This is a genomic window from Streptomyces sp. NPDC014882 (genome assembly GCF_043081325.1).
Taxonomy (GTDB): Bacteria; Actinomycetota; Actinomycetes; order Streptomycetales; family Streptomycetaceae; genus Streptomyces.
In genome coordinates this window covers 181668-208367 of sequence record NZ_JBIBWL010000003.1, presented here as the reverse complement: position 1 = coordinate 208367, position 26700 = coordinate 181668, and the positions used below count along the sequence as shown (strand labels likewise).

Sequence of the window (26700 nt, the reverse complement as noted above, 5' to 3'; positions counted from 1 at the left end):
TCGGCGCTCGGCGATCAGACGGCCGGGGCGGGGCGTGGGCTGCCGTGGAAGACCTGGCTGGTGTGCCAGGAGCGGTGGACCGCCGCGACGGGGCGGGCGCCCGGCTGGGGGCCGATGAGCGGGCGGCCGGCGAGCGCCGTGACGTGCTCGCGGGCGGCGGGGCTGTGGCCGACGAAGCTCTGCGAGACCAGGATGCGGTGGCTGTCGCCGACGCCGAGGACACCCTTGTCGAAGAGCTTGTGGTGCAGCGAGCACAGGCACAGGCCGTTGTCGACGTCGTCAGGGCCGTCGAACGCCCACCAGCGCACGTGCGCGGCCTCCAGCCCGACCGGCACCGCGCCGATCCTGCCGTCGTAGCCGCAGAAGGCGCACCGGTACTCGTATGCCGTCAGGACCTGCTCCCGCATCCGGGGATCCCGCCGCCTGCGCACGGCCGAGAACCGCTCGCTCCCCGTCGGCTCCAGTTCCAGGCCGACGGCTTCGCACAGGTCGCCGTGGAGGGAGGGCGGGAAGTTCAGGTCGAGCAGGACCCGCGCCATCCGGCCGAGCAACGACGGCTCGCGCCGCAACGCCGCCCGTAGTTCCGGCGTCAGCCGCCCTGCGGCCCCGACCTCCCGCAGCTCCCGCACGCCACTGCCGGGGCTGCCCGGTCCGCGATCGGTGCGCACCTCCCACACGCCGTCGCTCACCAGATGGTGGAACGGGTAGGCGGGCGTCGTCCTGTGGGGCGGACCGTACTCGGTCAGCAGCCTTCTGAGGTCGTTCTCCACCGCGCTGTACCGCAGTTCGCCGTCGGCGTCCTGCTGGAAACGCCCGAGCGCGTACAGGAACAGCAACGGCTTGTGCGGAGCGCGGGTCCCGCTTCTGCTCCACTGCCTCAGCTTCGCGGTGCGCTCCAGCCAGTCCATGACCGGCGATCGTAGTGGCGCCGGAATGCGCTGTTCTCGAAGCGACCGGGGAAGCGGGTCGCTCGCCAACGGCTCCCAAACCCCCTACAACCACTCAGGGGCCCGACCCGCTAAGCGGATCAGGCCCCTGACCTGGTACTTCACTGTCGGGGTGGCGGGATTTGAACCCACGACCTCTTCGTCCCGAATCAGGGACGCTGGGTAACGGCCCCGCGTTCCGCACCCTCCTGACCTGCACTGTAGCGTCGCATGAGCCCAGTTCAGAGGCGTTAGTTCAAGGTCTGCGTCCCGCCGCCCTGCGTCTGCGGTACCTCTGGGACACCCCTCCCGCACTCCTTGGTTCCGGAGACCGACACCCAGTTCACACCCAGAATCGGCAGAGGTGGCGCAGACGTGTGCCCAGGTTGGAGAGGGCGCAACGCTGCCCCCGACACCTGGGGGTCGCCTTCAGTACGGGGTGTCGCACCCGGGCGAGCGCCGACTCAGGCCGGGTCGACGGCTGGCCGGGACCCCCTGGTGCCGGGACCGAGGCATGTCCGGACCGGCTGGGGCCCGACGGGCGGCGGTCTCAGCTCGCCGGGGCGGACACGGCGGCGTGCAGCTCCCGCACGCCAACGGCACGAGGGTGCCGCTGCGCCAACTCGGTCACGATGCTGCGGATCGCGGGGCGGTCTCTCACCTCGCCGGGGCTCGCACGGTGGGCGTCGAGCAAGGCGCGGGCGGTCTGCTCAGGGCGGCCCCACGCCCACCAGGCACGGGCCATGTCTGTGCCCAGGCGTGCCTTCCGCTCAGCCGTGGGGAAGTACTCGGGCCGAAGGTTCCGCCCCGCCTCCAGCGCGGCGCCGGCGTCGCCGAGGGCCCAGTGGACGCCGACGGCGTAGAGGTCCACGGCGGCCGGGCTGATGGGGAAGAGACGCCCGGGAGGTGCCTGGAGCGGCAGGCGCTGTGCGGCCCGCCGTGCCTCCTCGGCCATGGCCAGGGCCTCCGCGCGCCGGCCTCCCCGGGCGGCGGTGTAGGCCAGGGTGCACAGCATCTGCGCGTAGGCCGACGAGGCCGCGTCCGTCCGCAGCCCTGTCACCTCCACCCGGGCCGCGGCCGATTCCATGAGAGCCTGGGCTTCCTCGCCCCGGTCCTGGTGGCGCAGCACGATTGCGAGCTCGCGGAAGGCAGCAGCGGCGGCGAGCGGAGACCCGGACACCTCGGCCCAGGTGCGCGCGCGGTCGGCGGTGAGGCGGGCCTGCTCGTACGAGCCGAGCTTGGTCAGCAGGGCGGCGCTCAGGCTGTAGACGGAGGACAGCCGGGCCTGGTCCAGCTCGCGGCGCGAGGAGGCAGCGGCGTGCCCGTCGGCCAGGAGGCCCGGCAGCAGCCCGAGGAGCTGCGTGTGGGCCCCCTTGTCGTAGAGGTCGCGGGCGGAGGCCACACGGGCGTCCAGGGCACCCCTGCCCGTCGGCGGCGGGGTGTCGGCCAAGGCCCGGTCCATGCCGAGCAGCATGGCGGCCGGGACGGTCGCCGTGGCGGCGAGCAACGAGCGGCGGCGCATCGGGTCCTCCTCGGCGTGCGGACTGGCCGACACTCTAGTGCTGGGCAGTCCGGAAGGAGCGGGGGGCGCCAGAGAACTCACCAGGACGTGTCGAGGAACGCCCACCGTGGAGGCGGCCCGGTGAATGAGCGTCAGGTCGGTGACCCGGGTTCGGCGTTCCATCCGCGAGACCGTCGCCGCCGAGCACCCCAGGTGCTCGCCGAGTTCGGCGAGCGTCCATTCCCGGTGCTCACGGCCCAATCGTACGAGTCCGCCCGGTTGTCGCCGGGCGACTAACTCCCTGACCTTCGCGCTGTTCCAGAGCGGGTCACCGGGCACTGGTCCCTCCCCCTGCTACACGACCGGGGGCCACCACGGTACGGACGCGGGACGGCGCCCGTCGAGACCGCTTGCACGACGTGCAAACGCCTTGCAAGGAAACCCAGTTGATCGCCGGCCGGGTGCCGGATGCGGTGTTCTCGTTGCATCGCCCCGCACCTCGTGGGGCACCATCCAAGGGAGGCACCATGGCAACCGCAGCCGACACCCCCGTCGCCACCGACCCGGTGACCGGACCGGCCCGCTCGCCCCGTGACGTCGTGTCGGCGGAACTCTGGGAGAAGCAGGTCGGCCTGCTGATGCGGGACTACCCGTACGACTCCGTCATGGCCACCCGCGTCCTCGGCCAGGGCTACGCCTACCTGCTCACCGCCATGTCCCTCCGGGGCCAGGGCCTGGGACTCGCCCCGAGCAAGCTGGTCGACATCGGCGCCCACACGATCATCCTGGACACCGTCGCCTACGCCGAGCTGTGCGACAAGTACAACGGCGGACACTTCCTGCACCACGTGCCCAAGGTCGAGATGAAGAGCGACGGGTCGGTCATCAAGACCGCCCACCTCGTCGCCCGCGCCGGCTGGGAGGTGGACCCCCCGCTGTGGGAGGACGCCGCCGACTGCGGCCCCTGCCACCCGGGCAACGACTCGCACTGACCCCCAGGTGACGCCCTCGGCGGTCCGGGCCCACGGCTCGGGCCGCCGAGGCACGCCCGGGTGACTTTCGTCCGAACCGGCAGCAGCCCCCGCGCGATGCCGCCAGGATGACCCGGGTGACGACCACGACCACAGACCTATGGCACCACTACGGCCGGGCCCGCGCCGCGCAGGACCACGCCGTCCCCGACTCCTTCCGCTGGGCTTGGGGCCAGGAGGACGGGCCGGGCCCGGAAGTCCTCGGCGACCTCACCGGCAAGACCGTGGCCGACCTCGGCGCCGGCGCCGCCCGCCACGCCGCGCACCTGGCCGTGCACCACGCCCCGAACCGGATCGACGCCGTGGACGCGTCCCCGGCCCAGCACAGCATGGCCATCGCCCTGTACGCCGACCTTGCCCCGCGCCTGCACTTCGTCCACGCGGACGTCGTCGCCCACCTCCGCGCGAACCCGGGCGCCTACGACGTGCTTTACAGCCACTTCGGGGCGGTGGACTTCACCGACCCCAGCGAGCTGCTTTCGGCCGCCGCTGACGCGCTCCGCCCCGGTGGGCGCCTGGCCTTCTCCACCCTCGCCCACTACCTGTCCGGCAAGCCCGCGCAGCCGGACGTCACGGCCGTGGAGGTGCCGGCGAAGACCCGGGAGGGCGAGAGCGCCACCATGCACCGGTGGGTGCTGCAGGAGCACGTGTGGACCAAGGTCCTGGACCAGGCCGGGTTCACCGACATCCGCGTCGAGGCGCTGCCCGCTGGCGACGGCCCCCGGCCCGCTGCCACCCTCCTCGTCACGGCCGAGCGCCCCGCCACCTGAGGCCGGGCCGGGCAATGCCGCTGCCCCGGGGAGAGTCTCCTGGGCTCCGGAGCCGTGGCGCGTTCGCGCTGCGGGTCAGCTGAGCCGTGCTGGCTGCCGATCAAGGACCGGCTGACCCGTCACGGGCTCCGCCACGGCCACCGCACGCTCTTGGAGGAGCTGGGCTGCCCGAAGGTTCTCGCGAACGAGCGCCTGGGTGTCGACGGGATCAACGCCGACGAGTGGACGCCGCGGGAACTCCGGCACAGCTTCGTGTCCCTGCTCTCCGACCGTGGTGTCCCGCTGGAAGAGATCTCCCGGCTCGTCGGCCACTCGGGTACGGCCGTCACCGAGGAGGTCTACCGGAAGCAGATCCGGCCCGTGATCCAGACCGGCGCCGTGGTCATGGACGGGATCTTCGGCACCGATCCGCAGCGGTCGTGGACACGCGGGAACCGGTAGTCACGCAGATAGACACGCAGACGAAACAGGTGAGGCACCTAGGAACGTTCCTAGGTGCCTCACCTGGTGTTTCTCTGTCGGGGTGGCGGGATTTGAACCCACGACCTCTTCGTCCCGAATGAGGTTCGGTTGGTGATCCTGCCAGCCCCGATGGCGTTTCCGCAGGTCAGATGGGTGGGCTCGGTTGGTGTCGCGGGGCCTGGAAGGGGTTCGGGGAGCGGGTCGGCTCCCAGATGGCTCCCCGGGCGTGGTGCCCACCGGCTGCGTGTACGTCTATGCCAAGGCATCCCTGTGTCGACCACAACGAGGGCCAAGGCTTCCGAGCCCGGCGTACCCTCCGCTGATGATCGCGCACGCTGTCCGAATGCCTGGAAGCTCAGTCCTTCACAATCTCGCCGTTCGCTGATGACGTTGAAGCCTGCGTCGGCACGTGCCTGGCCTTCGGCTTCTCGAGTTCCAACCGCACTTTCACGTCCTCGAAGCTGAGGTCCGGGGTTCCGATACGCCCCACCGAGCGGCTGTAGGCGATGAGCATCGCCTCCGAGAACGGGCTGTCGAGGGTTGCGACACGTCGCCAGGTTCGTGCCTCGGCGAGCGGGACCGATACCACGTTCTCGAAGTCGACCAAGAGGTCGGGGATGTCGAGGTAGCCAGGAAGAGCGCGGTACCGGTTCTGCTTGTCCCCGAAGACCTGTTTGGCCTGGTCCTTGTGGCTGTTGCTCTTCGAGCTGGCCAGCCATGTGGCGATCGCTGGCGACTCCGACTCCTCGCCGTCCTCGGTGAAGATGCGGTCAGCCTTGGCCAGGCGAACGTACTGTGCCTTGGCCTTACGAGGTCTCGCCACGTTGGCGTCCGGGTGGTCCTCATACAGGTCGCAAGCAGGGGTGAGGACGATCCACCAATCGCCCTCGGGGCTGACCACGAGGTCCGTGGCGGTGAGGTGATGGGTCACGAACGGCTTCAAGTAGACCCGAGCAGCGGAGGGTTGACCAGCAGTAGCGACCGCCTCGCCGTCCCCGGCGTATCCCAGTTCGCTGGGGCCGTTCTCCCGGAGCTCGGCCGCGAGGCGGTTGACGATGATCGGGGTGATCTCGTGGGGATCAGCGCCCGCCATCTCGTGCCAGTGCGGGGCCACGACGTCACGGAGGAAAACGCGGACCTTGCGTTCGACGAGATCGGAGATACGGCGTCTCAACTCCGACACTCCCGAGAGCAACCCGTCCCGGACTGCGGGAGCGACCTCGTCCCAGGCGTTCTTGGTCACCACACGGATGAGGGGAGGCTTCTCCAGGTCACGCACCTGCTGGGGGACAGCTGTGAAGAAGACCACGGGCAGCCACCGAGCGCCGGCGATGGCGTCGTACAGTTCGTGTCCGCGTCCTTCGACGGCAGCGGAGGGTATGCCATCGGCGGCGTCGCGGACGTCGAGGATGACCAGGTCGAAGTCCTCGTCAATCAACCGCTGCTCGGCTGCGGAGAAGTCCTGCTCGGACTCGAAGTGGATCTCCCCGAGGTCTGTGAGCTCCTCGGCCAGCACTTCGCGAAGGTCCGCGATCATCTGGGCGTCGTCATCGACTATGAGCACCCGATACGCAACGTCGGTCGACGTCACCCAACTCTCCTTCGCAGTCGTGCCCGGAAACTCGCACCCGAGAGGGTGCCGGGGCTCACCAGCCCCAATTCGCCGTCGTAGAAGTCCTTCACGACGCTGCCTGCGATGCTGAGACCGAGGCCGACGCCATCCGGCTTTTCACTGAAGTAGGTATCGAAGATCAGGTCCTTGATCTTCTCGCGCACCCCAGGGCCGTTGTCGCTGACCGTGATGTCGACCACGTCCAGTTCGCCCTCGTGATTGCGCTCCGTCTCGATCAGGATCTCGCGGGGAGTGCCCTTGGGCATTGTGGAGAGCCAGTACACGGCGTTGCTCACGAGGTTGACCACAAGGGTCCTGATGTCACCCGGCTCGGCGGTGACGATCACGTCCTCCCCGCTGATCTGTACATCTACACCGTGCTTGGTGATCTCCGACTCCAGCACGTCAACGGCTTCAGAAATGCTCTGGTGTAGAGAGAGCCGGCGGGGCCGTCCACGCTTCCGTCCGCTGAGGGGCTCGATGCGAGTGAAGAGCCGGTCGAGAGCCCTTTCTTGTGCGGTGAAGTCCGTCCGCAGCTTGTCCAGCGCAGCTGACAACTCCACATCGTGTGTCTCGACCTTTGTGGTGATCTTGCCGAGACGACGAAGGCCCACGCCGATGCGGGAAAGGGCGGTACGTCCGTCGTGGAGGACGACGTCGACCAGGGTGCCCAGCGTCGCGAGGCGGGAGAACTGGGCGATGACCTCCTGTACCTTGCGTACGCCTTCGTTGATCGTCTCCGTGGCATCCTCGATGGCGCGACTGAGGATGATGTCCTCTGGGTGCCGCTCGGCAGCCACCTGTCGCAGCGGGTCCAGGTTGAAGTTCTGGAAGAGCCCGTGGCCCCTGCCTTCGGACGGCCCGGCAAGGAGCGGGGCTTCCGTCGGAGCAGTGGGTTCCCGACGCAGCCGGTAGCGTTGCGTCTCCAACCTGGCAATCGCCTGGAGTATGACTGCCTTCAGTTCCTCGTACTCAGGGGTGTCGATCAGTCCTTCGCGGTGCGAGCGGTCCAGGAGGCCGGGGTTGTCATCGGCCGAGATGTAGACGAATCCCGCCACTTGCCGGTTGGAGAGACGCAGCGTCGGGTTGTTGATGCGTCGCTGGTCGAAACCAAGCCAGTCGAACCCGGGTTCCCCGAACGGCTGCACACGGAACCCGTCCCGGTACAGGGCCACACCGCTGTTGTTCCGGATGAGTTCCCGTACGTCGTTGGTGTTCCTCGCGCTGGTGTCGAGTGCCAGGAGCGGCTTGATGGCCGACGACTCAAGGTCCCAGACTCGGAAGTCCAGTTTCAGAGGGCCACATGAGGGCCTCTTCGAGTCCTTCCGGAGGTTGTCCTGGACGACCTCCACCGGTTCTTCGTCGCCGGCGTAAATGGCCAGGCTCGCGTCCCCGTCGGCATCCACGGCGCCGACGAGGCGATAGCGGGGATGGGCCAGTGTCTCACTCGCAGAAACGAACCCGCTGTGGTGGCGGAGCGGCCCCTCCGGAGTGTCGATGTAGATCGAGAACTCAGGCTGGTCCGGCACAGAGAGCTCGGCGGGAGGCGGCGGGGGGAGGAGCCTGGACAGGGAACGCTTGAGGGCCTCGATCTCGTTCGTGCCCCAAGCCGTGCGAAGCCTCTCGAGTCGGACCACGGTGCCATGCGCCGTGCCGACGGCTGTAGCAGGCGCTGACTGAAATTCCCGGAGGACCTCGGAAAAGGTCTGCGCTGCTATGCCTCCGTCTACGAAGACGCTCGGAGTGGTCGTGGACAGGGAGACCGGAACCTCATCCAGGTACGCGTCACCATCCGTGAAGTCCCCCCAGTCGATGCGAAGGGTGACCTCCTGCTCATCGACCCGCCGAGTCGTGATTGTGGCGGTATGGCCAAGTCGAGCCGAGGCGAACCGGCCGATGCCCTTGGCGCCCAGCACGCGACGCCCACCTGACTCACTGCGTGGGTTCCGGTGCCTGTGCGGGGTGGCGATCTCCATCCACGTGCCGCGCACTGTGGCCGGCGACATGCCGTGCCCGTTGTCCCAGACCTCGATCGAGCCCTCACCCTCTTCGAGGGGAGGGTTGAAGCGGATCAGGACGAGGCTGGCGTCCGCGTCGTAGGCGTTCTTCACCAGCTCGGTGAGGGCGACGCGTTCGTTGCTGATCAGTTCTTCGCCGAGCGTGCTCATGAGCCTGGCCCGCGGTCGGAGATACGCCTTCGCGTTCTCGGAGTCCACCCATGCCCCCGCTCATCAACTGTCAGCCATGTTCTGCAGTGTGTGGCGGGCAAGATTCTACTAACTACCCATCAGCGAGCTAGGTGGGCGGCTCTCGTAAGTGGCCGAAACCGTGCACAGGTTCAGGCCGACTCGAACGTGTCTTCAGCCCCGCCGGATCGTTGACCAGCTTGTCCGGCCAATCCGGGCCCCGGGAGCGACGCTGTCACTGCTGTCCTCTACGATTGCCTCTGGTAACGCACCAGAACGTCGGTTCGAAGCCGAGGACTGGGGGGCCGCGCGGACTCGCGCCGGTACCCGGCAGAGCGCAGCATCGGTCTCACGGGATTTCCGGAGGTCAGCGTGATGGAATCCTTGCCTCCACCAGCGCGTCTGTGATCTCCTGGTGCTCGTTGTTCTCGCTGGTGTGGAGGTGCGTGCTGTGCAGGAGTCGCACTATGGCGTACCCCTGGAACGGAGCGACTATCTCAAGCTCCCGCGGCACCGGCACAGCTGCAGGCCCGAGCGGTTCGCAAAGTGGCTCGAAGGGTACGGCAAGGGGCGTCGCCTCGCCGTGGACCTCTTCTCCGGAGCAGGCGGTCTGAGTCTTGGGCTTCAGCGAGCTGGCTGGACCACTGCAGCCGCTGTCGACTTCGACGAGCGTGCCCTTGAGACCCATGCGGCCAACTTCCCCGGCATGAGTCTGCACATGGACCTGGGGAACCCAGCCGAGCGTGACAGGCTCGAGGAGCTGCTGGAGCCGGCGAAGGGGAAGATCGATCTGGTGGCGGGGGGCCCGCCGTGCCAGCCGTTCAGCAGGGCTGGGCGGAGCAAGATCCGCCACCTCGTAGAGCACCATGGCCGCGACCCTCACGACCTCCGTAAAGAGCTGTGGAGCGCGTACCTGGACGTCATAAAGAGGATCAGGCCGCGCGCCGTCCTCATGGAGAACGTCCCGGACATGGGCCTCGGCGACGACTTCTTCGTGGTCCGCGTGATCGAGCAGCAGCTCGAGGAGCTCGGCTACGCAACCCAGGTACGCCTTGTCGACGCATGGCGCTACGGAGTACCCCAGCACCGGAAGCGGCTCATCCTTCTGGCCAGGAACGACATCGAGAGGTTCGAGTGGCAGCAGGAGGTCGCCGAGGACGAACGCACCACCCTGCGCCACGCCATTGGTGACCTCCCTCCCCTCACCGTGGTGCCCACGGAGCGTGTCGGCGAGCGTGAGATGGCCTACGGCACCCCCTCCGAAGATCTGTCCGACTTTGCCAGGGAGATGCGCAAGCGCGCGAAGCGTGAGGTCGTCTTCGACCACATGACCCGGAGGGTCAGGCCGGACGACTGGGTGATCTTCGACAGCATGGACTCCGACACCCTGTACTCGGACATCGACCCGGAGCTCCAGCGGTACAGCGCCGAGCACTTCACCGACAAGTACAAGAAGCTTGACTGGGACGACCTGAGCAGGTCGATCACCGCCCACATCGCCAAGGACGGCTACTGGTACATCCATCCGGACCAGAACCGCACCCTGACCGTTCGGGAGGCGGCACGGGTACAGACCTTCCCGGACCGGTTCAGGTTCGCTGGGACGCGTAGTGACGCCTTCCGGCAGATCGGCAACGCGGTGCCACCCCTCCTGGGCAAGGCCGCCGCGGAAGTGCTGTTGCCTGTCGAGGGGTGCCAGGCCGGGGAAGGCGGACTCCAGCCCCGCTGGCGCACGGCCCGCGAGGACCTGACTGCCTGGGCGGAACGGCAGCGCAACGGGGAGAACTGGTACCAGTTGCCCAAGCTGTCGTCAGTGCACGCGGCGGTCGTGGCGGTGTTGGCGGGAACCCGGGTGCAGCCTGGTCAGATGCACGAGATGCTCGAGACGATCCGGGAGCACGCGACTCTGACCAAGTCCGCTCTGCGCACTCTCCTTGAATCAGCCCCCACGGCAGCCGTTCGGGCGCGCCTCGACAGGCTGACCGCCGTGGCCGGCAAGTCAAGTGTCTGGTCCGAGGACGAGGAGAAGCAGAAGGAGCTGCCCAAGCGCCTGGGGATGAAACCAGCCGAGGGCGCGCTCTACCGGCTGCTGATCGATGACGACCTTCTGTGGGTGGGACAGAGTGCGCTGCGCGTCGCTGCCCGGCTGCACGACAGCGACTCTGACCGCACCAACCGGCTCAGTGACGGCCGGGTGAACTTGGTGAAGCTCGTCGGTGCAGGAGAAAAGGCCCCCCTGCGCATGGCTGCGCTACGACTCATCGGAAGCACCCTGTGCAACGCGAAGAATCCTCTCTGTGACCAGTGTCCTCTCAGTAGCTACTGCGCGGGCAGGGAAAGTGCTGCGGGTGACCTGGTCACGGATGCTCTGAGTGGGACGCACGGTCGGCAGCCTGTTCCTGCCCAGTCACGCGAGTAGGAGCCGGACACCGCTCGGCAACCATGAGTGCTGCCGCCGCTGGACTGGCCTTGACCTCGCACTCCCAGACCCGGAGCACGGTCCATCCGGCGGCCTCCGCTGCTTCCGTGTTGCGTCTGTCTCGGGCCCTGTTGGTCTCGATCTTGTCCGTCCAACGCTCGGCGTTCGGTCCGCGGAACACCTTGGGGCCGTGCTTCGGGCAGCCGTGCCAGAAGCAGCCGTCAACAAAGACGGCCACGTGGTATCTGGGAAGCACGAAGTCGGCCGTGCACCTGGGAGCCACCCTCTGGTGAAGGCGGAACCTGAGGCCCAGCCGGTGCACCGCCTTCCTGAGGGCCACCTCCGGCCTGGTGTCCCTCACGCGCCGGCCGCGAAGGTGCTCACCCTCCGGAGTGGCGACCCACCCACGGTCCGGCGTCAGCCCTCCTCCACTCATGACCACATTCCCAGTCTGTAGACGTCCTCGACTCGGAGGGTGCCACACTCTTCCCATGCTCCGGGAACCAGCCGAACTCCATGTCGATGATCAGGGTCGGGTCGAGCTGCCGCTCGGCCTGCTGGCTGAGGCCGGCATCGCACCGGGCTCCGATCTCGTCGCCTTCAGTGACGGTGACGGACGGATTGTCCTGAGGCGGGCCGAGGACGCTGTCAGGGACCTGGTCGAGGAGGGCATGCTCTGACCGAGGACTCAGGACCTGCGTGATCCCATCACTGAGCAGGAGTGAACCCCAGGCGCAGAGCCTCGCTACGCGCGTGAAGGGCCTGGAGTGCTTGTGTCTCGGGCACCTCTTGGCCGTTCTCCATCCGTCTCCCGACGGACTGGGCCAGCTGCCTCTGCCAGGGTTCGAGGTTGTGCGTCTCCTTGGCCCACCGCTCCAGCGCGTACCACTCGCCGGTTGGCACAACCAGGAGTTCCTCGACCGCCCCCTCGGCGTCCGGGCTGCCGCCGGCCAGTGCTGCTTCGTCTAGGGGCAGGTCCAGGAGTTCGGCCGCCAGGGCATCGGGGACCGCCCAGCGCACTCGTGAAACGGCGTCCCAACACCCCACCTTCTTGGCCCACTCGCCCACGTGGTTGCCCTCCAGCGGGTTCGTCACCGCCTCCATGACGCGGGGGCACAGATCGTCCACCGCGGCTTCCAGGGCGGCGGAGATCCCCTGCTCACGCCAGATCCGGTCAAGGTCGATCCGCTGCTTGGTGGCCAGGGACAGCCTCGCCATCGTGTACGTCGTCACAAGGCTCTTGTGACTGCCCGCTCCATGGCCGGTGGCAACCTGGTCCACGGCCTTGAACAGGATCGCCATTGCGATCACCCGCTGGCAGTACTGGATGTCGACACGTGGTGGCGCCTCGTCGATACGCAGCATGAACTCGACAAAGTTCTTCTGTGCACCCCGACTCACCAGGTGGGGCAGCTGGATCCACGAGTGGACGAACTTCGCCAGATCGGCCTTGGTGAACCTCTTCTTCGTCGGATTGATCCTCTTGAACTGGCGTTGTCGGGCAGGCGTACGGGCTTTGGCGAGCTCGTCCGTGTACTGGCCGCGTGCCCGCTCGTAGAACCAGTGGGTCTCCTGACCACTGCCGTCGGCAGCGGGAGCCCAGAGGGAACGGGTGATCCGCTGGATCGCCACGTGATACTCGTGGTTCGAGCTGAAGTCGACCTGGGTCACCCGGTTCTGCGTGTTCGAGTACTCCGAGATCTTGGGAACAATCTCGGTGAGACGCTCAGGCGAGACCTCCGTCAACTTCATCTGGACCCGGACCTGGGACAAGTCGGCCTTGTCCCGTGACCGGGCATAGTGGAGTGACGCCGTGGTCTGCCCGCCGTTGACGATCTGGAGGCCGTGTACGCGGGAGATGTGGGTCGGCTCTCCGTCCGGGCCTGTCACGAAGTCGACCTGGGAGGCAGTTGCCGTGATCCCGTTGTTGTAGGCCAGGAAGCGGCCGGGCGCGTGCAACAGGGTCTCCCGGATGCCTCGGTTCACGGAACCACGGGCCTGCAGGAACGAACGCACATTGAGTTCGAGAAGCCGTGTCCCGTGCTCCGCGTACAGCTCCGCCAGCAACTCTCCGGGTATCACAGCGAGCACGACGGAATGGTCCCGCTCCGAACTCGGAGCGGAAACGCAGGGCAGCGGAGGCGTGAAGGGAACCACGATGGGCTCGCTGAGCGATCCCGACGTCTCGTGACGGTGCAGCCGCGCCAGGTCCCACACCTCGTGGACGACCGGGAGGCCGTCGAAGTGGGTGGGTGGGACCTCCACGGTCGTGGCGACGCGGTTGCTGAGTAGGAAGAGCCTGATCCTCTGCACCTCGGTCAGGGCCTTCTCGACCGCCTCGCACATGTCGTACACGTCGAAGGACTCGTCAATATGTTGCTGCAGGCCCTCCTGGCAACGACGTGCGAAGGCCAACAGCCGTTTGAACGAGGTTTCGGTCTGGGCCTTGGTGAGTTTCGTCTCCAGCGGGGCCAGGTGGAAATCGGTGAGGAAGAGGTCCAAGGACTCACCCGCCTCTCCGATGCCGTACGCATGGACCTCGTGACCGTGGGCCTTGTGGTACGCGCTGAAGGTGTTGGAGACGACGCCGGCCTTCTCCAGGTCGAACAGGACCCTGTGTGTGAACGCCTCCGGAGTTGTCGTTCCCTCGGCGTCCGCGGTCGCCTGAACGTCAGCGACGAGGCTCCGGGAGTACTCGGCCAGGTCCTGCTCACTCATGGGCTCCCCCGATCAACATGCTCACATCGTCGACTGACGCCAGATAGCTGTCCAACCCCGAGACGGTCACGTGGTAGGTGCAGTCGCTGACGCCCTCGGGAAGGTCCGACTCGACAAGCCTGGGAAAGCCATCCCGAACGTGCCAGAAGCGTAGGTCACGAACGGTGTATCGAGGTTCGTCATAGAAATCGTGATGTGCGGGCAGGTAACCTGCCTGGATAAGCAGGCCGTCGAATCGGGCCCTGGCAGCAGCGCTGGCAAGGTGCCCCCGGACGCGCTCCACACGACGGTTCAGGCTCTCGCCGGACCCACCCCGTCGTTCGTCGAGCACCATCATGCACAGCAGCAGGTGCGGGACACCGGTGTCGTCCAGCTGTCGCTCACTCGCTATGCGGACGCTGCGGGGGTGCTTCGCGGCACTGGCCTTGACCTCGATCGCGACTCCAGGGAGCTGGAAGTCCTGGTTGGCGCCTGTCGGTCCCGTCCAGGACTCCACAGCCTCGGTCTCGGACAGCGTGCTCAGGAGGTGGTCACCAAGCACCAGAAGTTCCCCGTAGAGCCCCCTCCGCGCCTCCGCTCCCAGCCCGTCCGTGCCAACCGTGCGCAGGAGATCCTGCCAGCGCTCGAACCTGCTCACGGCGGCTGTCAGAGCGTCGGCAGCGGCCGGCGCTGAACGCGCGGTGTCGGCAACGTCGGTCACGAGTGGGTTGAACACTTCTCGGAGGTCGTTCGCCGTAAGGACCAACTGGAGCTCGTACTCGAGACGGGACACCGCACTCAGCTGCATCTCGATGCCGGCCGCCTGGGGCAGTCGCCCAACCGAACGCACGATGTGGTCTGCCGAGCGGGCGTCGGCCCTGAGTACCAGCATGCGCTGTCCCCCCGGATGGGCGACGGAGAGGAACACGTCCAGCGGGGAGTCCGGATGCAACCGACGGCTGGAGCGTCCTGGCGAGTCGTGAGGGCGCTCAAGCTCGTGCCAGTCCTCCTCGGTGATCGTCACGCCTCGTCCTCCTCGTCGAGGGCGTAGATGTCCTCCTGCAGGTAGATGCTGTTCGCCACGTACTCGGTCTTCGACTGGTTACGGGAGTAGGGAAAGCTCACCTGGAAGCCCACCAGCGGCAGCTCCGGGGAGTCGTCCTCGGATCCCGGTACTTCAATGGGATAGATGAGTAGCAGGGCTTGGTCGGGACGTCGCTGACGACGGAGGTACGGACCCGACGGGTGCTTCGGGACCGAGGTCTTCTCCTTCTGCTTCGCTGCCTTCCCAGCGGCCGCCCGTGCCGCTTCAAGCTGTGCTTCGTCGAGGTCGAGGCCCTCGTCGCGCGGGCTGAGGACACGACGGATCGTGTACCGCCCCTCTGCTCTGAACTCCGGGTTGAGCGGGGCACGCGTAACTGGTCCGACCGAATGCCCGGCGACGTCCACGTGAGTGGCCGCCGACTTGCCTACCAGGCAGACGGTCCAGTTGCCCAGCTCACCCACCTTGGCACACTGTTCGATGTACTTTGCGATGAGTCGGGGACGGACCCTCTGGGCCATGCGGTCGGTCTCGTAGGAGGCCACGAACTCGGAGACCACTTCCGGCGGTACCCCCCGCCACATCACCGTGCCGCCGCTGACCGCCGTTTCGGGTTCCGTGATGCCGTCGAGGTGCCGCACCAGGTCCTCGAGCGACTTGAAGTTACGCTTCACAGCTCGGTCGGCAAGGTTGAAGATCACCGTCTCCGGCCCCTCGCCGGAGTAACTGAGCAGGATCCTCTCACTCTGCCTCATCTTGTTCGCCGCAGTGACCATGAGCCCCAGCGACGACGAGCGGACCTTCAGACCGAACTGCCGGGGTGTAAGACCGAGCGTGGCCATCTCCTCGACCTCGCGGCGTAGTTCGTCGGTCGCAGCCGTGACCTCCACGTAGGCGTCCTCGACGGCAGGCGTGGTGTACAGCCTGCACAGGTCCTCGTACCCGGGTCGGTACCCGAACCACCTGCCCATCTGGAGCAGCGTGTCGTACGTGTTGGCCCAGCGCAGGTAGTAACTGACCGTGAGCCCTGAAAGCGTGAGGCCCCGGGACAGCTTCTGGCCGCCGATGGCGATGACAGAGAGGCCGTCCTTGCGGTTGTCGTAGTAGTCGAGAGCGTCCCGGGAAGTGCCGTTCACCGCCTTGACCTGGATCTTCCTGATCGCGTCCAGAAGCTCCGTCGACACCTGCTCCCAGGTCAGAGGTTCAGCCTCGTCAGCCGGGAAGTGCGCGGTGGTGGGAACGAAGTCGCGCTCCCAGAGTTCCTGGAACTCCGCAAGAAGCTTCGGCCCTTTCCCGTACCGGTCACGGAGCGAGTCCACAAGGAAGTGCAGGTGGTCCTCCACCTGTTCGCGGACAAGGCTCTGCACAGCCGTGAACCGGGTCACGTGCACCAACATGGAGTTGTGCACCCTTACCTGGCCCCTGGCCCGGCGAGCCGCGCACGAGAGCACGAACGACGCAACGGCCTCACGTAGAGACCGAGGGAGATCCCCACGGGGCCTGTCGCCGGCCTTGTGCCGGCTCGGCAACCAGCTGTCGGAGTCGTTCACGTGACGCACCAGCGGCAACGGATCCACGTCCTCCTCATCCTCGTCATCCACCTGGAGTCCAAACACGCGCTCCGGGCCGAGATAGTTCGAGGGCGAGGGGAGGCTGCGGATGAAGCTCTCCGGGAAGAGATCCCCGCCCACCTCGTCGTGGTCTGCGTCGGGGTCGATGTAGATGTTGGCGAACGGAGTGGCCGTGTACCCGACGTACGCCGCCCTGTCGAAACTGTTGATGAGGTCTCGGATCGCCCTGTTTGTCCTGGTGGGGTCGTCGTCAGGATCGCGGACCGTGTTGATCGACGCGTTGTCGGCCTCGTCGTCGATGACCAGGAGCGGAACGTCGCGCACGATCTTGCGGCCGTTCTCGCCCTCGGTGCCCTGCACGTCGGTCACCCACCTGCGCAGGTACTCGAGAATCTTCCAGTGCTTCTTGACGACGAGCACTACAGGAAAGCTGCCGAGCGGGAAGTTGATCGTGGCTGCGGCCTGGCGTCCGAAGTCTCCCTTCTCGGAGCTGTTCGTCGGAGACGCGATGTCGAGCTTCTTGCCCTGCAGCGGCATGAGTCCAGCACCGATGGTGCGGGAGTCCCCGTTCTCGTTGGAGCGCATCTGGTGCTGGGTGTCGAAGCCCAGCAGGCCCTCGTCTATGCGCAGTTGCGTCTGGCTCCGGAGGTCGTTGTGGATGCCGGCGAGAACAACGACGAGCTTGTAGCCCGCGTCAACCGCCTTGGAAGCGAGTCCGATGTACTGTCCGGTCTTGCCTGACTGCACCTGGCCGATCACGAGCCCCTTGCGGCGCCAGGGGCCAGGCCGCCGCGGATCCTCCAGTTGACTCAAGACCTCGTCCGAGGTCTGGTCCAGCCGTCGCACGACCGAAAGCGGCAGGTCCTCGACATCCTCGAGGAACCAGCGGTATCGCTCCCAGAAATCCCAGGAACGGTTGTTCTTCGCCTCAGGGAGCCAGGGCTCGTGCCCCTTGGGGTCAACGAGTCCCAGGGAACGCTCCTGGAACACCGTGATCATGGCCTCGATCTCCTTGGCCAGCTGGTCCCGGTCCAGAGTTTCCCCCTGTGCGGCCAGCATGCCGAAGATCGCGTTGACCGCGATCTGCACCTCGTCCGGGCTGGGCTGCCGGTCCTGTGGCAGGAAGCTGCGTACCAACCGCTTCGCCTTTGCGAGGGGTTCGTCGGGGGTGGAGCTCACGGGGAACCTCCAACTGGTCTGAGACGGTATGGAGCAGAGTATGGGGGGCCACCGACAACAGGCTCAGGTACTCCAGAACCCCTGTAGCTGGTCGAAGGGAGACATGGTGCGCAGCCGTTCGCGCGCTGCAGCAGGCGAACGGCCACCTGAGACAAGGGACTCGTAGATGCGCTGTGCGACCTCGGTCGCAGTCTCGTCAGCGGGACCCGCCCCGCCGAAGGGATCGGGATCGTCGCTGGTGTCGGTCTCGTGCATCACACGGAGTGTGGCGACGGGTACCGTCTCCTCCAGGAGACGGATCAGAGCACGGACGTCAGCCGGGTTCGCGCCTCCCTGCCTCAGCGTGGCCTGGACCAGCGGATGACTGCGGTTGATCCGGCAGGTGAGCTGGCCGTCCGCACGACGTACGTTCCAGACGTACACCAGGGGATCGCCGTGTGTACGTGCGGCGACTTGGCCGCGGTGTCGCAGCACCTCTGCGGCCCTCGTGCGGGCCTGACGTGCGATGCGATGAAGGTGGGGTCGTAGGCTGACAGGCGGGACGACGCTGGACTTTCGCACGTCTACTCCCCACTCGGCGTCTGACTCAGCCGGGATGTCGACAGATATGCGAGCGAGGTTGTACTTCTCCTCGCGACGCATCCCGCGCTGCCCCAACCAGTCCCCCGCAAGAATCAGACGGTTGCGCCGGTACACGTAGAAGCCCTGCTGATCAAGCCATCCCTGCGGTCCTGCCGCATGGCTGAACTCATCAGGAGTCAGGCGGTGGGCGCTCGGGAGGACGAACGCTTCGACCCTCACCGATCCGTTACCCAGGGGAAGTTCCTCGGCAGGCAGCCGCTGGACCGAGGGATGAGCAGTCATGAAGGGGTCCCAGGGCTGTACGGCGGTTCCTGAAACCCTTAGAGCGCGTCGCCGGGTTCCCACGAGGAACCGTGCGAAGACCATGCCGAGATGCGCCTCGGTGCGTGTCGCCTCGGCGTAGAACTGCTTCTGGGTACGCTCGTCGTCCTCGGTGACAGCGACGGTGTGATAGCCGTTGAGCCGACGCCACAGCACCACCGTGCCATGGCCGCCGCAAGGCCGGACTCTCTGGAGAATGGCGGCGGTGTCGTCGTCGGCCCCGTGGAGCAACCGCCACTCGCCGTACTTCTCGACCACGTCGAGGTCCCACGTGCGCGTGTGCCACTGGCCGTCGCAGGCTGTCGCCACGGTGAGCTGTCTCGCCTGCGAGAACGACGCGGACTTCAGACCGACCCCGAACCGCCCCAGATCAGTGGGCGAGCGAGGCGTTGCCGGTCCTCGCGCCGCCACGGTCATGGCCGTGACGAGTTCCTCCTGGCTCATGCCGTCGCCATCGTCCACGACCGCGATCCAGGAGTCGCTTCCGGCCCAGGCGAACTCGACGTCGATGTTCTGTGCCTTCGCGGAGATGCTGTTGTCGACGAGATCGGCAATCGCTGCCGGCAACGAGTAGCCCAGCGAGCTCAGCGAGGCGACCATCCCGGCGGGCTCGGGAGCTGCGATGTCGTACGTCATGTGTGGTCCCAGTCCCACTTCTCCCCGGGACCCTCGGTCGGTGCACAGCTGTCCCGGAGAGCCAGAGGCACCAGGCGGACAGAGACCGCGACTGGAACACGCCTGCCAGGCCGGTCACGCAGGGCTCCCCCCACCCACCGCTAATGGTACTGGCACGGAGGAACAGGACCTCCGTATGTCCGCAGCCAGGAGCAGTCGTTGTGCTGCAGCTTCGGAGCGACATGGCGCAGGCGCCCCGAGGCTGGCTGCGCGTCCGCTTCAGCTACTCCCGCGACCCGGCCATCGCTCGGAAGTACAGAGCGCGTTCGGGCTGTGTTCTAGACCCGCGCCTCGGCGGCCCGCCGGATACCTGTGCCATGGGGCCAGACCGGAACGAGACGAGAGCGGCGATGGCAATCGTCAGCGCAACCAGGCGTGCAAGCGACTGATGTGAATGGGCCAAGGGCAGGGTTACGGTGGGGTAGAAGGTCGCTGACAACTACTTGGAGCCGCCCGTGATTCCGGTCGTGGACATAGAGGTTGACCCCAGCTTTCCTGCCAATGTGGCGTTAGGTCTGCCACCTGAGGACGAGATCGATGAAGAGGGATACGGGTTCTTTCGGGGAGTGTGGGACATCGGCGATGTGAGCCACGAGGAAGCCGTCGCCATGGTCAAGGAGGAGCGACACCTCTCCAACCTGGTCGACCGTGCCGCGCTGACCCACGTTGACTTCGAGGCAATCGCCAACGCGTTGGAGTCAAACGACCCGGACAGCCTGCCAGCAGGCTTTGTCGCCGAGCATCCCGAGAGTGAGATCGTCGAACTCGTCGGGGACGGCTATACCGCCGAACCACTTCTCGGCTCCCTTGAACTCGGCGTGGCGGGCCTCTCGTATGCCCTTACATCCATTGGCTGCTTCACTGCAGCAAGCTGCCGGAGTCACCTGTCCGATCACTCATGGTCTCCGCGGCCGGTTGTCTACTTCGCAGCGGAGCGCCCGACCGTCCACTGGCTGACACCGTTGGTCCGCGACACAGGATGCGGTTTCGACGACGGCAGTAGCCACGGACGGTTGTTGATCGTGGAAGCGCCGTCGATCACGAACTTCATGGACTTGGCCAGCCGCATACTGGGGCAGGTGGAGCGGCAGTCCCCTCGCAGGTAGGTAGCTGTTGCCGGATCGGCGGTTTTCGATCTTGAGCAGCATCCGTCGAACATGCCCCGGCTTCGGCGTGCAGAGCTACCTCTCGCGATCACCCGGCCTGGAGCTGCTTGATGACCTCCTCGGCCATGCGTCCTGCTGGCCGCAGCCGGGGATCCTCAGGGTGCGCGTACGGACCAAGAAGCCTTGAGCAAACGAACAGCGTCATCAGCTTGCCGTCCCGAGTCTCGAAGTCGCGCCGGCGCTCCCGCCACACGCGATCAGCCAAAGCTGGGATCACAAGGGAACTCGCCCACAATGTCGCGCTGTCCAGCCCCAGCGGCGCGCTGCCCCAGTCCTCCCAGTCGAAGAGGCTGAACACCGGTGCGGTGATATTGGCCCAGTTCAGGTCGGCGTGGGCTGGCACCCACCGCTCGACGGTCGTGTCGAAGTCCTCGGGGAAAACACTGCGGATGGACGCAGTGACGAGCTCCTGGGTGATGGCGGCGGTGTCCGGCGTGGCGATCCGCCTCGTGGGCTGCGACGCCAGCGCGTCCAATGTGGCGTTCAACGCATTCCACCACTCGTTCGGAAGCTTCGGAGCCTGGCTCAGCACAGCGGTGCCGACAGGAGGGCTCGGCAGGAGCTCGGTCTCGTCTGCCCGCCACATCGCCGAGCCGTCTCCCGCTCGCCAGACCATACATCCGTGCCATTCGGGCTGGGCGACGCCTTCGAGACGTGCGGCACACTCTGTGCCGTTCCACCCCTGTTCTGGGATCTGGGCGTGTGCGCGCCGCTCCACCCGGATCCACGTATCACGGTCTGTCCGGGCCCCGACGGTCCGACGCTTGCGGATCACCGAATCCGGGAGTAGGGACACCTGGAGACATCGCTCAACCCGATCAAGAACCTCGTCGACCGGCTCCACCCGTAGATCAACTGGCTGCGTAGCGGGACTTGAGAGCGCCATATCGGCGACCGTAGCAGCGGAGCGAGCCCGGCTCAGGCAGTCGAGGTATCGGCGTGCGACACGGCGAAGACGGCTGGCCTCTCAGGTTCGGTCTGCGGACAAGAGACGTTTCCGCCAGGCATGGTCCGGGGCGGTCACCGCGATCGAATCCGCTAGCCAGACGCGTTGCGACTCGTCCAGGAGCGGCAATACCGCTTCGAAGTCAGTCTCGTCCTTGTCCCGTGTGGCCTTCGTCTTGTAGAAGAGCTGCACCTCGGGCGCAAGGTAAGGGATGCCGGTCGGACTCCTCCGCCCCAATCGCGCGAGCGGAAGTCGGACCCCTGGGTTGCGCCGCGAGACCCACTGGGCGCCCTCGGCCTCGTCCAGCATGAGTTGCACTGATCAGGGCGCCTTACGTGTGCGTCTGCACCAGATGTCGTGGAGGGGCACTTCAAGCATCTCGCCCGGACGCCAGGGACGAAGGCGCCCCGCGCCAGGCGGGTCCGCCACGTGCATGTCCCAGTCGCTCAGCATCTCTCGCGCAAGCGCTTGGTCGCGGCGGAGGACCAGGACGTCGAGATCGCCGTGCGGGCGTAGCTCGCGACCGACGGCGAGTTCGATCGCGTACCCGCCGGCGATCCACCACGGGAAGTCGGCTTCGGCGAACATCGCGGCCAGGTCCTCCGGGCGCGTCGGCACCCAAGGCCCCAGTTCGTGAACACTCATCCGTCCATGCTTTCAGCGAACGAGGCTCTGGTAGAGGGGGACATCACAGGTAGGCAGAATGCAGTGGTCGGCTATGGGGTGAGCCGGTTCGGTCCGCGGAAGAGGAAGGTGGCCTCGCGGATCGACTCCAGGCCGAGCATGACCATCAGTACGCGTCCGAGGCCAATGCCCAGACCGCCGTGCGGCGGGCACCCGTACCGGAACGCGTTCAGGTAGTCCTGCATCGGCTCCGGGCTCATGCCCTTCTCGGCAGCCTGCTTCAGCAACACGTCGTAGCGGTGCTCGCGCTGGGCGCCGGTGGTGATCTCCAGCCCCTTCCAGAGCAGGTCGAAGCTCAGGGTCACGCTGGGGTCGTCGGCCGGCCGCATGTGGTAGAAGGGCCGGATACCCACCGGATAGTGCGTGACGAACACGAACTCGTGGCCGGTGGCCTGCCGGATGTGGGCGCTGATACTCCGCTCACCCTCCGGGTCCAGGTCCTCCTTGATCCCCTCCGGGTGCCAGCCGCCCTTGCGCAGGATCTCGTGCGCCTCGGCCATGGTGATGCGGGGGAAGGGCGTCGTGGGGACCGTGATCTCCACACAGAACCGCTCGCGGACGGCCTCGCCGTGGGTGTCGGCGACTTTGGCGATGGCGTGGGTGAGCATCCGCTCCTCGAACGCCATGACGTCATCGACGCCGTCGATCCAGGCGAGCTCGACGTCGACGCCGGTGAACTCGGTGGCGTGCCGGGAGGTGAACGACGGCTCGGCACGAAAGACGGGGCCGATCTCGAAGACCTTCTCGATGCCGGCCGAGATCGCCATCTGCTTGTAGAACTGCGGCGACTGGGCCAGGTAGGCGCTGCGGCCGAAGTAGCCGAGCTCGAAGACCTCCGCTCCGGATTCCGAGGCGGTGCCCATGAGCTTGGGGGTGTGCATCTCCGTGGCGCCCTGCGCGTAGGCGTACTCGCGCAGCCCCTGTTCCAGGGTGGTCTGCACGGCGAACATCAGCTGGGCGGCGGGACGGCGGCGCACGTCCAGGAAGCGCCAGTCCAGCCGGTGCTCGATGCCCGTCTGCTCGTCGATCGGCAGCGGGGTGGCGGCCGGGTTCAGGACCTCGACGGCCTCCGGAACGATCTCCAGGCCGCCTAGCTTGACCTGGGCGGCGTCCGTGACCCGTCCGGTGATCTTGACGGCGGATTCGGGAGTGAGGGCTTGGAGCCGGGCCTCCAGCGGCCCGTCGTCACGCTTGTGGGTCACCTGCACCATGCCGGTTCCGTCGCGTACGACGACGAATTGCATCTTGCTCTGCAGGCGCAGGGTGTTCACCCAGCCGAAGACGGTGACGGTACGGCCGACGTGTTCTCGCAGGTCGGAGACGTGTACGCGGCTTTGGATCATTGCGGTCCTCCGAAGGACATCGTCATGATCCCTTGGGAGTGCGGGCGAGAAGGGCAACTCGCGGTACCACCGCACTTTCACCGCCACCAGGTGGCGGCCTCGTTCTGGCCCGGTGACGGGGGCCGGCCGGCGGGGCATTGGGCCATAAGAGGGGCCGTTCCTCCCCGCGCTCGGGAGGGTCTTCGCCTCGGGGCGCGAGACCGCCTTCCCAGCTGCCGGCGGCTCTCTCTGCTCGCGTGGTCCCTGGCTACTCGTCTCCGTCAACGCGTTGCCCGGAAGAATACGAACGCCACGATCGCGTCCGCAATCGAGAATGCGAGGGCAGCGTCGCGGGGCTTTGTATCCGGTGCGACGTCGCACATCTATGCGAGCGTGGAGCGTGGAGTGGCTGCGGTCGAGGTCGGCTGGAGCCGTGGCGAGCGGTCAGCCGACGTAGGGGTACGCACCTGCGGGGGAAGGGGACGGGCGAGGGAAGTACGGGGTCGGCCGAAAAACGTCGGTGCGGAGGTAGGGCGAGTGGTCCGGGGCGTAGGTCCGGCGTCGGTACCCTGGAGCGCATGTCTACTGCCCCGGTTCGCGTTCGTTTCGCCCCGTCCCCGACCGGCATGTTCCATGTCGGTGGCGCACGGTCCGCTCTCTACAACTGGGCGGTGGCGCGACAGTCCGGCGGCAGGTTCGTGCTGCGGATCGAGGACACCGACGCGGCCCGGAACAAGCCGGAGTGGACCGAGGGCATCATCAGCGCGCTCGCGGCGATCGGCATCCATGGCGAGGATGCGGCTTTCGAAGGGCCGTACTTCCAGTCGCACAACGCCGAGCGGCACCGGGAAGCGGCTCAGCAGCTCTTCGCGGCCGGCCGGGCGTACTACTGCGACTGCACCCGGGAGCAGCTGAAGGAGCGCACGGGGTCGGAGCACCTCGGGTACGACGGGTTCTGCCGGGACCGGGGGCTGGCCTTCGAGGAGGGGCGGGCGCTGCGGTTTCGGACGCCGGACGAGGGGGAGACCGTCGTGGTCGACCTGGTCCGCGGGGAGCCGGCGTTCCCGAACAGCGCGATCGAGGACTTCGTGATCGCTCGCGGCGACGGATCCCCGGTTTTTCTCATCGCTAACGTCGTGGATGACCTGGACGAGGGAATCACGCAGGTCATCCGTGGTGAGGAGCACCTGTCGAACACGCCGAAGCAGCAGCTGCTGTGGGAGGCGCTCGGTGCCAAGCCGCCCGTGTGGGCGCATCTGCCGGTGATCGTGAACGAGAAGCGGCAGAAGCTGTCGAAGCGCCGGGACAAGGTGGCGCTGGAGGACTACCTCGCCGAGGGCTTCCTGCCCGAGGCGATGGTGAACTACCTCATGCTTCTCGGCTGGGGTCCGGGTGACGACCGGGAGATCAGGCCGTACGAGGAGCTGGAGCAGCTCTTCCGGATCGAGGACGTCAACACCGCGCCGGCCTTCTTCGACGTGAAGAAGCTGACGGCGTTCAACGGCGAGTACATCCGCGCCCTTTCACCGGAGCAGTTCGCCGCCGCCTGCGCGCCGTGGCTCGTCGCCCCGTACGCGCCGTGGCGGCCGGAGGCGTTCGACAAGGACGTCTTCGAGGCGGCGGCTTCCCTGGCCCAGACCCGGCTGGCGCTGCTTTCCGAGATCACCAGCTATGTGGACTTCCTGTTCCTCGACGAGCCGGTCGAGGACGAGGCGTCGTGGAACAAGGCGATGAAGGCGGGCGCCGGCGACATCCTGTCGGACGCCCGCGCCGAGTTGGCCGACGTCGCGGACTGGAAGGCGGACGACCTGAAGGCCGTCCTGCTCGCCGTCGGGGAGAAGCACGGGCTGAAGCTGGGCAAGGCCCAGGCGCCCATCCGGGTCGCGGTCACCGGCCGGACGATCGGACTCCCGCTGTTCGAGTCCATGGAGCTGCTCGGCCGGGACCGCGTGCTGGCCCGTCTGGAAGCTGCCAGCAAGAAGCTGGTCGCGCAGGCTTAGCCGCTGGTCAGGCGACCTGCGTCAGGAGGTTGCCCCAGGCGTCGCCGAAGTAGTTCAGGTCGAACCGGGCCAGGGCCTCGTGCCCCGCCTTGGCCTCGGTGTGGCGTGCCGCCGCACGCTCCCGGACCTGTGCCGGGAGACGGCGGAGGTCCGGGGCCGGCTGGCCAGCCAGTGCGGCGAGGTCGCCCAGGCCGGCCACCGGACGGATGAGGCAGGGCAGGCCGAGGAGTAAAGCCTCGGCGGCGCAACGGCTCCAGCCCTCCCGCATGCGCGGGAGGAAGACACCGACGTCACATGCGCGCAGCAGACGCAGGTACCGCTCGCGTTCGACGTCGTAGTGCGCGCTGTCGAGGCCGATGGTGTTGCTGCCGCTGGTGATCACCCGCAGTCCGGGAACGCCGGCCAGTGCTGCGGAGACCTCCTCGGTCCCCTTCCAGTGCACGGCCTTGCCCGCGTAGACGCCGATCACGTCGGGTTGTAGGCCGAACTCGGCGCGGCACTCGGCCCGGTCGTAACCGCGTGCCTGCTCTACTTCGGCCATGTCGAAGGCGTTGTAGATCACCCGTACATTGCGGACGCCTCGGGCGCGAAGCTGGTCGGCCCAGTACGGGGCGACGCACACGACGGCGGCGCACTGCGGCAGAACGCGGAACAGCCGCTCCCAGAGCATGGCCTCGATGGGGGCGGAGTCATGTTGGAGCGGCTCGTAGTGGTGCAGGAGGAACACCGTGCGGGCGCGCATCTCGGGCGTGAACAGCAGCAGGCTCAGGTCGTCCCACACGAAGGTGCCGGTGGTGCCGTGCAGTGCCCGTATGGAGGGTGCCAGGCGGGCGAGGTGGCGGAGCTTGCGCCAGCGGCGGACCCGGTAGGTCCGCTTGTGGTCCGGGACGGTGCGCCATTCCACGTCGTCGGCCGTCACCTCATGGAGCATCCGCAGGTAGACCCGGCCGCCGGTCCGGCCGACCGGCTCCATCGAGTAGACGACCCGTTTCACGGACGTACCTCCTGTATGTGGTGGACGTACTCGGCGTGCAGGCGCGCGTGCATGGTCTCCAGATGGGGGCCGAGGTCACGGGCGGCGTCGGCGAGGGGGAGGTGGAAATCGCCCAGGGTCTGGAGGAACCGTCGGCGTCGGTCGAGGTTCGGGGACGCGGCGAGGTCGCGCAGGTTGTGCAGGCGGTCGGCGAGCCGGACGAGGAGGTCCTCGGGCGGGAGCGCGGCTTGCTTGGCGCGCCAGCGGGTCTCGTCGCCGACGGACTTGCGGCGCTGTTCGAGGCGGTGGTCGGCCGTCATGTCACGCAGGCGGGCGGTGAACGGGCCGCCGAGGTGGTGGACGAGCAGTGCTTCCGACTCGGGGGCTACCTCCAAGGCGTCGTGCAGGAGGGCGAGGAGGAGGGGCTCGGGGCGCCGGACGCCGATCTCCGTTCGCAAGAGCCTGACGACGGCCAGCGGGTGCTCCAGGTATGGGGTGCCCTGGTCTCGGGTGTAGCCGTCGTAGACCGTGAGAGCGAGGCCGGCGGCCACGCGGGCGCGAGACTGCTCGTCCGGGCTCCACGCGGCGGCACCGAGCACGGTCAGGACGTGGTCGAGATCGATGGGGTCCATCCG

Annotated in this window: 19 protein-coding genes and 2 pseudogenes; 7 read left to right on the top strand and 14 right to left on the bottom strand. The window is 67.2% G+C overall.

Translation table 11 applies throughout. The features are described 5' to 3' along the window. Positions 1–14: 14 nt before the first annotated feature. Together ACF09K_RS08905 and ACF09K_RS08900 are read right to left on the bottom strand one after the other, a co-directional pair. Complete coding sequence (locus ACF09K_RS08905) at positions 15–908, bottom strand: phosphorothioated DNA-binding restriction endonuclease (RefSeq protein WP_392241801.1); 894 nt, start codon at positions 906–908, stop codon at positions 15–17. 568 nt (positions 909–1476) lie between these two features. Continuing rightward, positions 1477–2766 carry a multiprotein-bridging factor 1 family protein gene (locus ACF09K_RS08900; protein ID WP_392241800.1) on the bottom strand — a complete coding sequence of 430 codons (1290 nt, stop codon included), beginning with the start codon at positions 2764–2766 and terminating at the stop codon, positions 1477–1479. Between the two features lie 188 nt (positions 2767–2954). Here ACF09K_RS08900 and ACF09K_RS08895 point away from each other — a divergent pair, with 188 nt between their 5' ends. The 3 genes and pseudogenes from ACF09K_RS08895 to ACF09K_RS08885 all read left to right on the top strand — a co-directional run. Beyond that, positions 2955–3419 (top strand): glycine-rich domain-containing protein, encoded by a 465-nt coding sequence (locus ACF09K_RS08895; RefSeq protein ID WP_392241799.1) that lies wholly within the window; start codon positions 2955–2957, stop codon positions 3417–3419. 107 nt (positions 3420–3526) lie between these two features. Further along, on the top strand, positions 3527–4228 hold the full coding sequence (locus tag ACF09K_RS08890; protein WP_392241798.1) for a class I SAM-dependent methyltransferase: 702 nt from the start codon (positions 3527–3529) through the stop codon (positions 4226–4228). 195 nt (positions 4229–4423) lie between these two features. Continuing rightward, a pseudogene (locus ACF09K_RS08885) lies at positions 4424–4669 on the top strand (tyrosine-type recombinase/integrase); the annotation flags it as partial. Between the two features lie 376 nt (positions 4670–5045). Here the strand turns inward: ACF09K_RS08885 and ACF09K_RS08880 are convergent. Beyond that, on the bottom strand, positions 5046–6281 hold the full coding sequence (locus ACF09K_RS08880; RefSeq protein WP_073756860.1) for a hypothetical protein: 1236 nt from the start codon (positions 6279–6281) through the stop codon (positions 5046–5048). Next, positions 6278–8518 (bottom strand): sensor histidine kinase, encoded by a 2241-nt coding sequence (locus ACF09K_RS08875; protein WP_055704540.1) that lies wholly within the window; start codon positions 8516–8518, stop codon positions 6278–6280. Before ACF09K_RS08875 ends, ACF09K_RS08880 begins: the two co-directional genes overlap by 4 nt. A gap of 421 nt (positions 8519–8939) precedes the next feature. Here ACF09K_RS08875 and dcm point away from each other — a divergent pair, with 421 nt between their 5' ends. Beyond that, complete coding sequence (gene dcm / locus ACF09K_RS08870; protein WP_392242416.1) at positions 8940–10907, top strand: DNA (cytosine-5-)-methyltransferase; 1968 nt, start codon at positions 8940–8942, stop codon at positions 10905–10907. Here the strand turns inward: dcm and ACF09K_RS08865 are convergent. Then, complete coding sequence (locus ACF09K_RS08865; protein ID WP_004939603.1) at positions 10846–11343, bottom strand: very short patch repair endonuclease; 498 nt, start codon at positions 11341–11343, stop codon at positions 10846–10848. The genes dcm and ACF09K_RS08865 overlap by 62 nt on opposite strands. Before the next feature lie 55 nt (positions 11344–11398). Here ACF09K_RS08865 and ACF09K_RS08860 point away from each other — a divergent pair, with 55 nt between their 5' ends. After that, entirely contained in the window at positions 11399–11587 is a 189-nt protein-coding gene (locus tag ACF09K_RS08860) for a hypothetical protein (protein WP_392241797.1), read from the top strand. 28 nt (positions 11588–11615) lie between these two features. Here ACF09K_RS08860 and ACF09K_RS08855 read toward each other — a convergent pair whose 3' ends face one another. The 4 genes from ACF09K_RS08855 to ACF09K_RS08840 form a co-directional block, all read right to left on the bottom strand. Then, positions 11616–13625, bottom strand: coding sequence for an AIPR family protein (locus tag ACF09K_RS08855; protein WP_392241796.1), 2010 nt, complete (start codon positions 13623–13625; stop codon positions 11616–11618). Then, complete coding sequence (locus ACF09K_RS08850; RefSeq protein ID WP_392241795.1) at positions 13618–14628, bottom strand: PD-(D/E)XK motif protein; 1011 nt, start codon at positions 14626–14628, stop codon at positions 13618–13620. Before ACF09K_RS08850 ends, ACF09K_RS08855 begins: the two co-directional genes overlap by 8 nt. Beyond that, complete coding sequence (locus tag ACF09K_RS08845) at positions 14625–17396, bottom strand: Z1 domain-containing protein (RefSeq protein WP_200422308.1); 2772 nt, start codon at positions 17394–17396, stop codon at positions 14625–14627. The genes ACF09K_RS08850 and ACF09K_RS08845 overlap by 4 nt, the downstream gene beginning before the upstream one ends. Before the next feature lie 63 nt (positions 17397–17459). Then, on the bottom strand, positions 17460–18935 hold the full coding sequence (locus ACF09K_RS08840) for an ATP-binding protein (RefSeq protein WP_392241794.1): 1476 nt from the start codon (positions 18933–18935) through the stop codon (positions 17460–17462). Positions 18936–19429: 494 nt separating this feature from the next. Here ACF09K_RS08840 and ACF09K_RS08835 point away from each other — a divergent pair, with 494 nt between their 5' ends. Then, positions 19430–20080 (top strand): hypothetical protein, encoded by a 651-nt coding sequence (locus ACF09K_RS08835; RefSeq protein WP_055704534.1) that lies wholly within the window; start codon positions 19430–19432, stop codon positions 20078–20080. Positions 20081–20168: 88 nt separating this feature from the next. On the opposite strand, the gene ACF09K_RS08830 is transcribed toward ACF09K_RS08835, so the two are convergent. The 3 genes and pseudogenes from ACF09K_RS08830 to aspS form a co-directional block, all read right to left on the bottom strand. Beyond that, positions 20169–21026, bottom strand: a complete 858-nt coding sequence (locus tag ACF09K_RS08830) for a hypothetical protein (RefSeq protein ID WP_392241793.1) — start codon at positions 21024–21026, stop codon at positions 20169–20171. Positions 21027–21107: 81 nt separating this feature from the next. Further along, positions 21108–21674: pseudogene (locus ACF09K_RS08825) on the bottom strand (nucleotidyltransferase domain-containing protein). A gap of 128 nt (positions 21675–21802) precedes the next feature. Next, complete coding sequence (aspS, locus tag ACF09K_RS08820) at positions 21803–23113, bottom strand: aspartate--tRNA(Asn) ligase (RefSeq protein WP_392241792.1); 1311 nt, start codon at positions 23111–23113, stop codon at positions 21803–21805. Between the two features lie 605 nt (positions 23114–23718). Between aspS and gltX the strand changes: the two genes are divergently transcribed. Next, positions 23719–25092, top strand: coding sequence for a glutamate--tRNA ligase (gltX, locus tag ACF09K_RS08815; protein ID WP_289971075.1), 1374 nt, complete (start codon positions 23719–23721; stop codon positions 25090–25092). A gap of 7 nt (positions 25093–25099) precedes the next feature. Here the strand turns inward: gltX and ACF09K_RS08810 are convergent, their stop codons facing one another. Next, complete coding sequence (locus ACF09K_RS08810; RefSeq protein WP_073756868.1) at positions 25100–26086, bottom strand: glycosyltransferase; 987 nt, start codon at positions 26084–26086, stop codon at positions 25100–25102. Beyond that, positions 26083–26697, bottom strand: a complete 615-nt coding sequence (locus tag ACF09K_RS08805) for an HD domain-containing protein (protein ID WP_392241791.1) — start codon at positions 26695–26697, stop codon at positions 26083–26085. The genes ACF09K_RS08810 and ACF09K_RS08805 overlap by 4 nt, the downstream gene beginning before the upstream one ends. Positions 26698–26700 lie beyond the last annotated feature (3 nt).